Annotated in this window: 12 protein-coding genes; 9 read left to right on the top strand and 3 right to left on the bottom strand. The window is 44.3% G+C overall.

What is annotated here, in order from left to right; all coding sequences use genetic code 11:
- On the bottom strand, window positions 1–690 hold the full coding sequence (locus DLM76_RS04935; protein WP_118954682.1) for a DAPG hydrolase family protein: 690 nt from the start codon (window positions 688–690) through the stop codon (window positions 1–3).
- A 172-nt stretch (window positions 691–862) separates the two neighbouring features.
- Between DLM76_RS04935 and DLM76_RS04930 the strand changes: the two genes are divergently transcribed.
- A complete protein-coding gene (locus DLM76_RS04930; protein WP_158586370.1) occupies window positions 863–1,513 on the top strand; it encodes a TetR/AcrR family transcriptional regulator in 651 nt (216 codons plus the stop codon).
- A gap of 345 nt (window positions 1,514–1,858) precedes the next feature.
- Here DLM76_RS04930 and DLM76_RS04925 read toward each other — a convergent pair whose 3' ends face one another.
- Together DLM76_RS04925 and DLM76_RS04920 are read right to left on the bottom strand one after the other, a co-directional pair.
- Entirely contained in the window at window positions 1,859–3,994 is a 2,136-nt protein-coding gene (locus DLM76_RS04925) for a toprim domain-containing protein (RefSeq protein WP_118954684.1), read from the bottom strand.
- Window positions 3,991–5,379, bottom strand: coding sequence for a DNA gyrase subunit A (locus DLM76_RS04920; protein WP_118954685.1), 1,389 nt, complete (start codon window positions 5,377–5,379; stop codon window positions 3,991–3,993). The genes DLM76_RS04925 and DLM76_RS04920 overlap by 4 nt, the downstream gene beginning before the upstream one ends.
- A 202-nt stretch (window positions 5,380–5,581) precedes the next feature.
- Between DLM76_RS04920 and DLM76_RS04915 the strand changes: the two genes are divergently transcribed.
- The 8 genes from DLM76_RS04915 to DLM76_RS04880 all read left to right on the top strand — a co-directional run bounded on the left by DLM76_RS04915 (window position 5,582) and on the right by DLM76_RS04880 (window position 12,578).
- Entirely contained in the window at window positions 5,582–6,511 is a 930-nt protein-coding gene (locus DLM76_RS04915; protein WP_167450728.1) for an LIC_13346 family putative lipoprotein, read from the top strand.
- A complete protein-coding gene (gene gltX, locus DLM76_RS04910; protein WP_118954686.1) occupies window positions 6,508–8,070 on the top strand; it encodes a glutamate--tRNA ligase in 1,563 nt (520 codons plus the stop codon). The genes DLM76_RS04915 and gltX overlap by 4 nt, the downstream gene beginning before the upstream one ends.
- A gap of 72 nt (window positions 8,071–8,142) precedes the next feature.
- The gene (locus DLM76_RS04905) at window positions 8,143–8,730 is read left to right on the top strand and encodes an ATP-binding protein (RefSeq protein ID WP_118964492.1); all 588 of its coding nucleotides are present in this window, start codon (window positions 8,143–8,145) and stop codon (window positions 8,728–8,730) included.
- 2 nt (window positions 8,731–8,732) lie between these two features.
- Window positions 8,733–9,569, top strand: a complete 837-nt coding sequence (locus DLM76_RS04900) for a DUF455 family protein (RefSeq protein ID WP_118964491.1) — start codon at window positions 8,733–8,735, stop codon at window positions 9,567–9,569.
- A gap of 55 nt (window positions 9,570–9,624) precedes the next feature.
- Window positions 9,625–10,767, top strand: a complete 1,143-nt coding sequence (locus DLM76_RS04895) for an LIC13341 family surface-exposed protein (protein WP_118964490.1) — start codon at window positions 9,625–9,627, stop codon at window positions 10,765–10,767.
- On the top strand, window positions 10,764–11,414 hold the full coding sequence (locus tag DLM76_RS04890) for an FFLEELY motif protein (protein WP_118964489.1): 651 nt from the start codon (window positions 10,764–10,766) through the stop codon (window positions 11,412–11,414). Before DLM76_RS04895 ends, DLM76_RS04890 begins: the two co-directional genes overlap by 4 nt.
- The gene (locus DLM76_RS04885) at window positions 11,411–12,139 is read left to right on the top strand and encodes a flagellar motor protein MotB (protein ID WP_118964488.1); all 729 of its coding nucleotides are present in this window, start codon (window positions 11,411–11,413) and stop codon (window positions 12,137–12,139) included. The genes DLM76_RS04890 and DLM76_RS04885 overlap by 4 nt, the downstream gene beginning before the upstream one ends.
- Window positions 12,140–12,149: 10 nt before the next feature.
- The gene (locus DLM76_RS04880) at window positions 12,150–12,578 is read left to right on the top strand and encodes an LA_2478/LA_2722/LA_4182 family protein (RefSeq protein ID WP_118964487.1); all 429 of its coding nucleotides are present in this window, start codon (window positions 12,150–12,152) and stop codon (window positions 12,576–12,578) included.
- Window positions 12,579–12,580: the final 2 nt, after the last annotated feature.

Raw genomic sequence — 12,580 nt, 5'->3', positions numbered from 1 at the left:
TCAAACCGATGCGAAAGCGTCGGTTTGAGCGGATTGATTCTTTTCCGAAGTTTCTTTCCGATACAACTCGGGTAAGAATCTTTCGAACTGACCGACTTCTTCCACGTTGTGTTTGATCCAAGCGAAACCTCTTTCTTTGTTAAACACGAACTTTAGGAACAAGGGACGAATCCAGTTCCACGTCCATCCTTTCCAACCGATTATAAGGCAGTTCGTATAAAACGTATCGTTGCCGATCGCGGAGAATTCGTATTCCATTCTCGCGACCTTGAATTTGCCTTCCAATCTTGGATTATGAATGTAACCGGTTTCGTCCAACTTTTCGATTTCGGTCACGATGTTTACGATGTGATTTTTGTTTCTACCCAGATATTCCACCAACCGAATGGAAGCGCCCGGGCCGATCGAACCGTCGGGCAAACGGCTTTCATAACTCGCGTGAACGTGATCTTCGGGATGCCAAACACGGTACCGATTGAATACGCCGCCGTCGTACTCCATCGTACCTTCCAAATGGGAAAACCACCAGACCAACATTTTCGGTGTAACGCCTTTTAAGGGAGAATGGCGGATCCAGAATTTCACTCTACCATCGGGTAAAATCTCCATCCCCGATTCGGCCGTATTTACGTTCTTTTTGAGCCATGAAACCGGAAGAGAAGGGGGAAGTTTTGTATCTACGTTTTTCATAAATTCTCCATGTATAGTAAATACTATACTAAAACAATAGACGGTAAAGTAATTACTATACAACAATTTTTTGGGAACCTTTCGAAAAAAAACGCCTCGAAAAGGGACGATAATCGTTCGAAATCGGTTTTCTTTTTAGGTTAAAATTTCAAGATCGATCGAAGAGGAACGTTTGAAGCTCAATCGTAAAAAACTGATTTCGGAATACGAACGATACGCGAATCCGGTTTCGGAAAAAGAAACCGATATCGTAAAGGCCGGTGAAAATGTTTTCGGAGAATTCGGTTTCGAAGGAGCGACCACCGCGCAGATCGCGAAAAAAGCGAACGTCACGGAACGGACGCTGTTCAAATACTTTCCGACAAAACAGGATCTTTATGTAAGAATCTTATCCGCGATCGTTTATGAAACCGCTTTCGGTTCCCAAATGCCGGAGCTCCGCAAGTTTCTCGAAACAAGAAACGTGTCCTTTGAACAGTGGTATCTCTCTATGATGAAAAATCGGATTCAAGCGGCTAAAGAGAATCATTCAAAAATTCGAATCTTATTGTCCGCGATTTTACACGATTCGAGTTTTGCGGATTTTTTCGGAGAAGTCTGGAAAGAGAACCTTTTCAAACCCGCACTGGAAGCGGTTCGTTATTTTCAGGAGAAGGGGGAGATTCGAAAGGATCTCGATCCGGAAACGTTCGTAAAAACTTCGTACAGCATCAATATATCGTATCTCGTATATCGGTTCGTTTTAACCAAAGACGATCGATTTGACGACGAAGCGGAGATCGGAAAAATTCTTAAGATGCTTCAAGAAGGAATTCGAAGTTAAGATTTTGTTGTAGTTCCTACGGTTTTACCGTGAAAGTTCGCGCCCCCACTAATTGGGCGTGGTAGTGACGAGCGATCCATAGAGAGCGAGACGCTGAGTTAAACTTTGTGGGAAGTTTTTGCCGAATCCGCTTATAACAGAAAAACCCGAAAAAGTCAATCCGATCTTAAACATAAAATTTTGCCGGAACTCCGACAAAACAAAAAAGGGGCCGAAGCCCCTATGTTGCGATCCATAGAGAGCAACATACAATTGTTACAGAAAGCGTAGGAGTCTTAATTTTTCACCTACTACCATCACTCACAAAATACTCTCAGTGAATCGTCCCTATTCGAGTCAGAAATTTTAATCTTCGATCACACTCATCGCATATTCGGAGATTGCGTCCCTTCTTTGTTCCGCGAAGTCCTTGTGGAACCAGAGATTCTGAACTTTGGAAGCTTCTTTCTTATTTCCGATCGTGATCTTTGTCATACATTCTTCGACCGCAAACTTCATCGCTTCTTTACCGGTTTCACCGAGTCCCTTGTTCCGTTTTTTACGGGTGATCTCGCCTCCGCTTTTTTCGACGCGTTTGATTAAGTCTTCATAATCCTTATCGTCGATGCAGAATACGGTTTCCTTCTTCTTATCTCCGAACTTCACGTCCACTTCGTAAAGCGGGGCGCTGGAGATATGAATAAAACCCAGTTCGAAAAGTTCGGGCCAATATTCGTAAAAGAAAGAAAGCATCAGGGATCGAATCGCATATCCGTCAAAGTCCGCATCCGTGATGATGCTGACTTTTTCGTAATTCAATTCGTCCAAAGATTTTACCTTTTGATCCAAAGGAAGTCCCACGATCGCTACGATGTTTTTTAATTCTTCGTTTGCGATCGCTTTGGCGATGCTTAAACCTTTGCAGTTCAACGGCTTTCCTCTTAACGGAAATAGACCGTGAAGTTTCGGATTTCTCGCGGGACGAAGACCCGCGATTGCGGAATCTCCTTCCGCCACGAAGAGAACTCGGCCCGGATCTCCGGCTTTTCCGGTAGGAGGCATGAGTTTCGGAATGTTCATCCGGCTCGCTTTTTTCAAACCCTTCTGCGCGTCTTCAAACGCTTTGAGTTGGGTTCTTTTTTCCATCTGAAGTTTGATCTCTTCTATCAGTCCGGTTTTTTTAATGAACTTCTCGAGATGTTTATCGACCGCGTTTCGAATTTCTTCGTTTAAGTCGTTGATCAGATACGATTTATCCTGGGATTTAAAACGAGGATTCAAAAGTCTCGCGTTCACATACATGTGAAAACAGTTTCTCACGTCGTTACGAGTAGAACTTGTTTTGAGTTTTTTCTCCAGTGCAACGATCTGACTTTTTTTACGAACCTCGTCGCAGATTCTGTTTTCCAGATATTCGATCGCGGATCCGCCTTGCGGCGCGAAGATGGAATTGACCCAAGCCAGGTTCTTATTCTGACCGATTACAAGATAGGTTTCCAGATGAAGTTGAGAAGGCGAATTCGGAGCGACGTAGTCCATCTTGTAGTAAACGAGATCGGAATGGGAAAAGATTTCGTCCAAACCTTTCTTGAACTTGTACTTTTCCTTTTTCCCTTTGAAAACGAACTGAACCTCCAGTCCCGGGTTCGTCATCGCAATATCCTGGAGATATTGTTTCATCAGATCCACGTTGAAGGAAATGTCCAGTTTGTTGAAATACTGAGGATTGAGTTCGAACTCTACGGTTGTTCCGTGGTCCTCTTTGGGGGCCTTTTCGATCAATTCCTGCATATTCGTTTTCTTCAACAAAGGTCCGAGCTTATCGATCTGATCCTTGGTAAGAAGATTGCAATCGGTGAACTTTCCGTGTTCGTCGAAGTAAAGAAATACACGATCCGTATCTTCCTTGGAAAGCTTATAGGAACGGATTTGTTTTTTTACTTCATCGTGAACGGTAAAAAGTTTTTTAAAAGAACTTCCGTTGTTAACGGTTTTTACTTTGAAGTAGCTGGAAACCATTCTCACGAGGGAAATCCCCACACCGTTTTGACCGGCGACGTGATCCTGTTTTACGTGATCGTCGAAATTCTCCCCATACATCAAATGGAGATAAACCCCTTCCGCGTTGGCGGCGGGAATTCCGCGTCCGTTATCGGTGATCGTCACGCATTTGCGATCGGAAGAAAGTTGAATGATCAGTTTGGACATCTTATCCTTTTCAGGAATCGTTTTGTCCTTTTGATTCTTGCGGTATTCGTCCACCGCGTTCATACAAGCTTCGTCCAAACATTTCAGTTTTGCCGGAACGTCTTCGAGTTCTTCGTGAACGATCTCGTATTTTCCCTCGTTGTTCTTACGGAAAAAATGTTGTTCGAATGTGGAAGCGGAGTTTTGTCCCAGCCACATACCGGTTCTCATCCGAACGTGTTCCACGTTGGATAACTTTTTAAAATTTCTTTCTTGGGATGTTTTTTCTTTTACTTTGTTCTTATCGGCGCTCATACTTTATCCCATTTATTTTGGAGTTCGTCCAGCTCGGTGATCATATAGTCGGTCAGTTTTTTGTCTTCTTTGACCAAACCTTGGTAACGAGCCAGAGTCGTTTTCGCTTCCACGATCGCTTCTTCGCATTTACGCACTTCTTCGATCGTCATTCTATAGACGGGAATCGTGGACAACCATTCGAAATATTTGAACTTGGAAGCCTTGAGTTTGTCCTCGAAATCCTTTTTCGATTTGATTCCGATGACTTTCTCGTTCCATTTCTCTTTAATAAAACGGATCAATTCGGAGTTTCTTTCGATTTTCTCCTCTTCCAAACCGGCGAGTCGTTTGAATCTTCGGATCAAATGCGTTTTACGGAAGTCGCAGAAGCGTTTGATGATTTCTTCGGGCTTTAAATTCTTCAGTTTACCGTCGTATGTGATGACGTTTGTCGCCAGAGTTTGCACGTCCTCTTTGTTGAAGAGGGCCATGATTTCCTTTTGACTCGGTTTTTCTCCCTTCTTATACTGAAGTTCGATCTTAAACGTTTGGCTGGAATAATCCACATAATCCTTCAGCCACGAATCCTTCTTTTCGAGAATATCGTCCAAGAGGGAAATCACCTTCTCGCGGTTCCAGTTCATAGGCGAATCGGTAAGATACAAAGTATCTCCGTCCCATTTAAACGCGAACGTTGTGGACATCGTGATATTTCCGGCTTCGGTTTCCGCCATCTTCACTTCCCCGTTGAAGTCCTTGTACCAAGGCTTTAACGGAAGAGGTTTTTTGGTTTTGAGATAATTGACCTGAGATCGAACGATGTCGGCGAGTCTATGGCCCGGAATAAAACAACGAAATCCGGTCGCGATTCCTTGAATGTTGTTCAAAAGAACGATCGGAACTTTTCCGACAAAATGAATCGGTTCGTCCTCGGTTTCGTCGTAGTTCTTAACGTAATCGATATCCGGCAAACTTTCAAAGAATCCCAAATCTTTTACAAAGTCGGATAGTTTTACTTCGGTATAACGCGGAGAAGCGATCGCGCTCGGATCCAAAACGTCTCCGAAGGTTCCTTCACCGGAAACGAGAGGAATATTGTTGGCAAAGGTAAAGTCCTGAGCCATCTGAGAAAGCGCATCCTGAATCGATTTATCGCCGTGCGGGTGATATCCCATCGCAAGACCGGCGACTTTTACGGTTTTTGTATAACGGTTTCTTGCGTCCGAGTTCCACATAGCCCAGAGAATTCTTCTCTGGACGGGTTTCAGACCGTCGATTTCGTGCGGAATCGCCCGAGAATCACATACATAGCGAGAATATTTTCTCTGATCGTCATTGACTTGATCTTCAAAAGGACGTTTTGGAAACGATTCTTTTGATTTTGGTGGATTGGAATTCTTCATACGGTTTTGGCCAACGAAATTCTAGAAGACTATCCTGTCAAATGAAAAAAGTTGACCGGATTGAATATAGTGTTTTTGAGGCGAATTCTTGAACAATTCGCTTTCGGGCACTTTGCATAAACCACCCCCCGTTTTTGTAAAGAAAGTTTAATTTTTGGGTTTTTCCTTGCAGGTTTTTTCGAAAATCAAGATGAACAATTCAATGAAAACCGATTTCAAACCTATGCAGACGCTTTCGATTCTACGGAATTCGCTTTCCAAGAAAGTTTGGATTCTAAGCTCTTTTTTCTTTTTATTTCAATGCGGAAGTATTCAAGAGGTTTTGCATTTCGGTTCCAAACCGATTTCCGAAAACTACGCATCACAAATCTTCTTCGCTTCTTCCACGCTCCACTCTCCGTATTACGAACCGTCCAGCCTTCAAGTTCGGTACGTGATCCTCCGCAACCGATCGGGAAAGGATGAAATGATTCAGGGAATTCTAAAATACTTGGAGCTCGGCGAAAAGGCGGAACGTTCCGAGAGAATTCTTCTCGAAGTTTCGGAGTGGAGAGGCCCGATTCTTAGAAATCCGAACGACAATCGGAGAATCGAATTCGTTGCGAAGTCGATAAGCAAACGATCCGAAATATCGAACACGAAAGCGTTGCCCGAAATTCTTCCTCAACCGAAAAGCGAAGTCTTTGAAGATTTCAAAAAAGAATTTCTGATCAACGACGAGGGCGGCTTGCGCGAAGTCGAAGAAATCCGCAGAGTTCCGGGAATCGGAATTCTAAAATGGAGACACAGTCTCCGTGGAATTTTGACGAAGGTGATGCAAACCGAATTCGTTTCCGCAAGCGGAGTTGTTTCCTTATCCAGAGACTACGATTACGAATCCTTGGAATATCCTCCCGCGATCGGACTTAGCGGTTCGATTCCGATTCTTCCTCTTCGAAAAACCGATTCTTATGTCGAATACTATTGTTTGGATCTTCCTTCCGAGATCGACTTAACCTCGCTTAGAAAGAATGAAGTCAAAAAATCCGTTTCATTTTACGATCTGATCGCAAATAAACCATTTACCACAACGGCTAATTTCAAAAATTATCCTATCATAAGAATTTCGAACGAGAAGAATCAATCCCCATGAATCAAAATAGAGAAGTTCGCACACGATTTGCTCCGTCTCCCAGCGGATTTTTACACGTAGGCGGAGCGAGAACCGCTCTTTTCAATTATCTGTACGCAAAAGCTCAAGGCGGCAAGTTCATCTTAAGAATCGAAGACACGGATCAAAACAGATCCACGGAAGATTCTTTCAAAATCATATTAGAATCTTTGAAATGGTTGGGAGTTCATTGGGACGAGGGTCCGGAGGCCGGGGGAGAATACGGGCCTTACATTCAAAGCCAGCGTTTAAACATCTATAAAGAATACACCGAAAAACTCCTGAAGGAAAAAAAAGCGTACCGTTGTTTTTGTACTCAGGAAGAATTAGAGGCCAAGAAAAAACAAGCCGAGGCGATGGGAGTTCCGTACGTCTACGACGGACTTCACGCGAACATGTCCGACGAAGAAGTGGAAGAAAAACTCAAACAGGGAATTCCCTATTCGGTTCGTTTTAAAACTCCCGCAAAAACTTTGATCATCAACGACATCATTCAGGGAAAAGTGAAATTCGAAACGAAACTGATCGGGGATTTCATCATCGTGAAGTCCGACGGATTTCCCTCCTACAATTACGCGGTCGTTGTCGACGACGCGTTGATGAAGATCACGCACGTCATTCGAGGCGTCGGACATCTCTCCAATACTCCGAGACAGATTTTGTTGTACGAAGCTCTCGGCTACGAGGTTCCCGAGTTTGCGCACGCTTCCGAGATCGTCGGTATGGACGGAAAAAAACTTTCCAAGCGTGCGGGTGCGACCTCCATTCTTGCGTTCCGGGATTTGGGTTATCTTCCGGAAACGTTCCGAAATTATATGGCGCTCCTCGGATGGACTTCCGCGGACGGAAGAGAATTTCTGCCCGGCGACGAACTGGAAAGAATCTTCGACGTACATCGTTGTTCCAAATCTCCGTCCACCTTCGACGTATTCAAAAAGCCGAAAGCCGAAGACGAGGTCGTAACGAACTTCTCCGACCTCGCGCAAATCGCCGAAGCGATGAATCCGAAATCGAAACTCAATTGGTTATCCAACCGAACGATTAGAGAATTAGACTTACCGAAAGTAGTAGAAAACCTTCTCCCTTTTCTGAAAGACAGAAAAGATATTCCGGAAGAAGTGAAAAATGTAAGTAACCCCGTGCTTACTTCAATCGTCGAATCTGTAAGAGTATATCTGGACAACCTGACCCAGGCTCCGGATTACATCGCGGAATTCTTCGTAACCGATTTAAAGATCCAGTCGCCGGAAGCGGCCGGATTTATGAAGGACGGCGACGGCCCGAAAGTGGTCCGGGAATTCTACGGAATGCTGAAGAATGGAGATCCGAAGACCGATGAGGACTATAAGAACCTAATGTCCAAGGTCGGGGAAACAACCGGACAGAAAGGAAAAACTCTCTATATGCCGATCCGGGCTACAACCACCGGAAAGTCAGCTGGACTGGAGTTACCGATATTATTTCCTCTTTTAGGGAAAGAAAAGCTCCTACAGAGAATTGAAAAAACAGCCGGGGAAGCAGGAATTTCGTTGTCGTCCTGAAAAAAACCGGTATATTTTGCTCAAATCGCCTGCTTTAGGCTGTTATTTTTGAAAGTGGGCGCTGGAACGGAGATGAGAGATTCTGACGAATCATTACTGGTAAAACACAATGGCGGGTCGTACGTTATGTTTCTTCCCACCGATTTAACCAGCATCAAAGAACTTAGGTTCGCTTTGAGAAACTCCCTGTCGGAAAACCGTTTCTCAACCAAAGATATTACCAATATCGAATTGGCCGCCGACGAGGCTCTAACCAACTCCATTTCCGCTAACGTAAAAGTCAGCTCCGACGAAACGATCATTTGTCGTTGGGTGATCAAAGATAGTAAGTTTACGATGTGGATCATGGACTACGGTTCCGGACTCAAATCCGAAAAGTTAGAATCCATCATGACCGATTCCCGAGTTTCCAACCTCAAAGACTATCTCAACTGCATCAAACAACATCAAGAAAAGAAGTGCGAGATTCTCCCTTGGAAAGGATCTCAAATCCCTCACAGAAACATCGGAAGGGGACTTCAGATCATCCAATCCTTGATGGACACTTTCAAAATCATGTATCACTGCGGAGAAGGCAAAATTTCTTCGAACCCCGATGAAAAGAACATTCAAGGTTCGATCATCGAACTAGGGTTCGACGCTTCCAAACATACCGCTTGACCATGACTTTAAACGAGTTCGCCAGACAGGTGCTTCTCGGCCCCAGCCTCGAAGATAAACTTTTTTCGCCTTCCGTTCCTCCGATGGATATTCGTTCTTTAGAATATACTGATTTACCGTCGCTGCCGATCCGCGAACAAAAGATCGCGATCTCCGATCATAAAAGCAAGATTCCGAGGCTCGAGCAGTTGTTTAACGAAGAGAATCGAATCGTTACCCTGCATCATTTTGCCAATCATGAGCTTATGGCGATCGAACTCTTCGCATACGCCCTTCTAAAATTTCAAGACGCCGCATCTTCGGTTCGTTTCGGATTGTATCGGACCCTTTTGGAAGAACAGACTCATTTGAAGCTCTATCTTTCCGAAATGAAAAAAGGCGGAATGGAACTCGGGGACCGGCCCTTGAATTATATCTTTTGGAAACAGATTCCGAGAATGCAGACTCTCGAAAAATTTTACGCGATTATGGCGATTTCCTTCGAAGGAGCCAATCTCGACTTTTCGAAAATTTATACGATGGCATTCGAACGATTCGGAGATTTCGAAAAAGCGGACATTATGCGGAAAGTCTACGAAGACGAAATCAAACACGTGCGGCGCGGGTATCATTACATCAAAAAAAGAATGTCAGATTCCGAAAACGAATGGGATCACTATCTTTCCTTGATCGAGTTTCCGTTTACGCCGAGAAGGGCGAAGGGGTATCATTACTTTCCCGAAACCAGGATAGAGGCCGGTTTTTCGCAGGAATTTGTAACGAAATTGGAACGTTACGAAGACGAGTATACCGGAAGAGTCAATTCACGGATCTTAAAGGAAGTTTTGGACCTAAGTTAGATTCCTCGGAAAATCATAGACAGGCCGTTTTCCCTCCCGGATTCTGTAATCGAACATGAACCCATTCTCATTTCGTTTTCGGAAAATTCTTTTCAGTTTGATCGTGCTCGCATTGGCCGTGGGCTGTTCTTCAAAGACCCCTTCCGATTCTCAAATCGTAGATCTATTATTGCCGACCGGTGATCGAAAGAATCCGGATGTCGTTTTAAAAAAAGTAGGGAACCTGGATGAAGATCCAGAATTGGAATCCTTTGCCTTGGTCCGCAACGGAACCGAAGAGGTTCTCGGAGTTTTTAAAAAGAAAGGAGGGGAATGGTCTTTGCTCGGCAAATTCTCCTTTTCTCTTTTGAATATCGGACCGCTTCACTACGACGCTTCCAAATCGTCTTGGCTCCCCGGAGAAGGCGACGTTCAGACGAGAGAAGCGAGTTATGTAGTTAAGAGAATTCTAATGGACGAACTTCCCGGAGACGGATTCAATTCCCTCTTTTTGGAAGTGTTGAGCGAAGAACCTCCTCTCGGACTCTTTTCCGTTCCGTATGCGATCCGCAAGGGACAAAAGATCTTGGACGGGTTGGTTTCATTAAAAGATCATGAATTTCTAATTAAATCTAAACGGACCGATTTCGATTACAACAAGGGTGAAAAGAACATCACTATTTTTCCGTCGAACCGAAGTTATGCGCAGAACTTCATCTTCAACGGCTGGGAAATGGTTCCCGATATTCCGAGAGTTGCGGTTCCTTCTCTTCTTTCTTTGGAGGCTCCGAACGAGTGGAAAAAGGGAGTTCCGGGCGAAGCGATTCTTTGGTTTAAAAATCGCGGCTCTTACGCTGGAGTCACGTATCTTTCCCTTTCGTTTCCGGACGGAGGAAAGGTTAGCATCGATACGACTAAAGAAGGACAAAGAATTTATTCTCCCGGTTCGAGCGTCTTTTCTTCGACCGGAAAATACATCAACTCCTCCGTTCCTCTCGTTGAAATCACGAAAGAAGGTTGGGGAAGAAATCATAAGTACGGAATTCGATTTACTTTAACGCCGGATAAGGACGGAACTCCGAGCGTTTTGTTTCGATCCTCGACTCGAATGGGAAGAGAAGTCGTCAATCTCCCGAATCAATTCGGATCGATTCAAAAACAAACCGATCAGCAAGGATTCGTTTCCTACAAATTGGAGCTGGTTTCGAAAAAAGAATGAGTGATCTCGCGGGAAAAAAACTGAAAGCGGCCCGAGCCGAAGTCGTTCGCGCACAAGTGGAGCGATTCCGCGTGTTTTACGCGAGTTACTTTCATTTGGAAGAAACCATTCCTATGGTGGAATATTTTTTCGAGAAGATCTACAATCTCGAAGGAAGGGAAGTGTGGCTTCAGCTCGCGATGGATACGTACCAAAAAGTAAAAGGTATGATGAAGGAAACTTCCCGCGAGAATATCGAATATTTGATAGAGCTCAACAATCTTACCGAAGAGATGGACACGATTCTCGCAAAACACCTCGTAGACGGAGGTTGGGACGGAAAAAAACTCAGCAGGGAAGAATACGATCTTCACTACAGTCAAATGGGCCATTATCATGAAAGAATGAGGCAGCTCGAAATCGTATTAAGAAATTTGAAAGTATTTTACGAACTCGCGCATAAACCCATCAGCGCTTATCTGATCAAGCCGGCCCGTTTTATGGCCTCATTGCTCGGAGTTTCCGCTTTGTTTCAAAGCGTGGAAGAAGCCTATAACGCGACTCTTCCGGTTTCTGCGAACATCTTCAATTCGTTTTACGAAGAAGTGGAAAAACGGGAAACGGAATACATTCATAATTTGCTTGGGGAAAATCGTAAGGAAGCATGAGCCGACTTCGCAGACAGCTTCTGGAAAGAGGTCGCCGCAAGGAAGAATCTCACGAAAACCGAGAGCGTTGGCTTTTGACCTACGCCGACATGATCACTCTCCTGCTCGGTTTATTCATCATTATGTATTCGATTTCTCAAGTGGACCAAATCAAATTGAAGCAGGTCGCGGACGTGATTCGAGGCGGTTTCGGTTTGGGAGAATCCTTCTTTCAAGGAAGCAATGTCACGATCGAGGAAGATCCTCTTCTTCAACCCAGAACTTCTTTGTATCGTTTTTGGGAAAGAATCAGCTACGCTTTGAAGCGGCTGAAAGAAAAAGCCAAACTCAATATCGGAATCCAGGAAACGGAAGAGATTAAAATCATTCTGTTCGGTTCTTCTTTGGGGGAAGGTCAGTTTCAGCCGGACGAGGAAATGATCTTTGCCTTTCAGAAAATTTCGGAGTTGTCGACCGCAATGGATGTGGACATCACTCTGAAGGTTCAGATTCCTTACGGGAACGAAGCGGCGCAGAAAGGTTTCCGAAACGCATGGGAATACAATGCCTATCGCGCCGAATTGATTGCGGATTCCTTATCTAAGAATTATAAAATCCCAAAGGAAAAAATTTCCATCGAAGCGTCGAGCGGATTCAAACCGGTGGAATCTTCCGCGGCAACACCGGAAGGAAAAGCGTCGGGAGAAAGAGTCGAAATCTATATTCGTAAAAAAACGGAACATTGATCGGATCGATATGAAACTGAAAAAAACCTACATAACATTCTTACTTTTGGGAATATTCTTTTTTTTGAATTTACTATTTTGTAAAAAAGCGAATAGTCCCGAGGGAATCGTGGACGAAAAGTGGAGGGAGGAATCTTCCGAACTTGTTTCCGCTTACTGTCAAAAAATCGCGACCTGTGCCGAAGAAACTTCTTCCGAACTCAAAGACTCGGCGAAAACATTGATTCAGGAAAGATTAAATCCGGCGAACTGCGCGGAAAAATTCCGCAAATCGAACGCGTATCTGCTCGTTCACGAAAGTCCGGAAACGATTAAACAGGCGGTCCGCGGTTGTTTTCAAATGGCGGCGTCCGCATCTTGTGAAAAAATCCGAAAAGGCGTTTTAAAATTTTCCGAAGATTGCACTCGATTGCAGACTATACAATCCGAACGTGAGTAACT

Origin of the sequence: Leptospira yasudae, from assembly GCF_003545925.1 — a bacterium.
GTDB lineage: Bacteria > Spirochaetota > Leptospiria > Leptospirales > Leptospiraceae > Leptospira > Leptospira yasudae.
Note: the sequence above shows the minus strand (reverse complement) of the source record. Positions and strands in the feature narration are given on the sequence as shown.

What these genes read in the sequence shown, in the direction of transcription:
- DLM76_RS04935 (WP_118954682.1), bottom strand. Translation starts at nt 690, where the DNA reads ATGAAAAACGTAGATACAAAACTTCCCCCTTCTCTTCCGGTTTCATGG.
- DLM76_RS04925 (WP_118954684.1), bottom strand. Translation starts at nt 3,994, where the DNA reads ATGAGCGCCGATAAGAACAAAGTAAAAGAAAAAACATCCCAAGAAAGA.
- DLM76_RS04920 (WP_118954685.1), bottom strand. Translation starts at nt 5,379, where the DNA reads ATGAAGAATTCCAATCCACCAAAATCAAAAGAATCGTTTCCAAAACGT.
- DLM76_RS04915 (WP_167450728.1), top strand. Translation starts at nt 5,582, where the DNA reads ATGAAAACCGATTTCAAACCTATGCAGACGCTTTCGATTCTACGGAAT.
- gltX (WP_118954686.1), top strand. Translation starts at nt 6,508, where the DNA reads ATGAATCAAAATAGAGAAGTTCGCACACGATTTGCTCCGTCTCCCAGC.
- DLM76_RS04905 (WP_118964492.1), top strand. Translation starts at nt 8,143, where the DNA reads ATGAGAGATTCTGACGAATCATTACTGGTAAAACACAATGGCGGGTCG.
- DLM76_RS04900 (WP_118964491.1), top strand. Translation starts at nt 8,733, where the DNA reads ATGACTTTAAACGAGTTCGCCAGACAGGTGCTTCTCGGCCCCAGCCTC.
- DLM76_RS04895 (WP_118964490.1), top strand. Translation starts at nt 9,625, where the DNA reads ATGAACCCATTCTCATTTCGTTTTCGGAAAATTCTTTTCAGTTTGATC.
- DLM76_RS04890 (WP_118964489.1), top strand. Translation starts at nt 10,764, where the DNA reads ATGAGTGATCTCGCGGGAAAAAAACTGAAAGCGGCCCGAGCCGAAGTC.
- DLM76_RS04885 (WP_118964488.1), top strand. Translation starts at nt 11,411, where the DNA reads ATGAGCCGACTTCGCAGACAGCTTCTGGAAAGAGGTCGCCGCAAGGAA.
- DLM76_RS04880 (WP_118964487.1), top strand. Translation starts at nt 12,150, where the DNA reads ATGAAACTGAAAAAAACCTACATAACATTCTTACTTTTGGGAATATTC.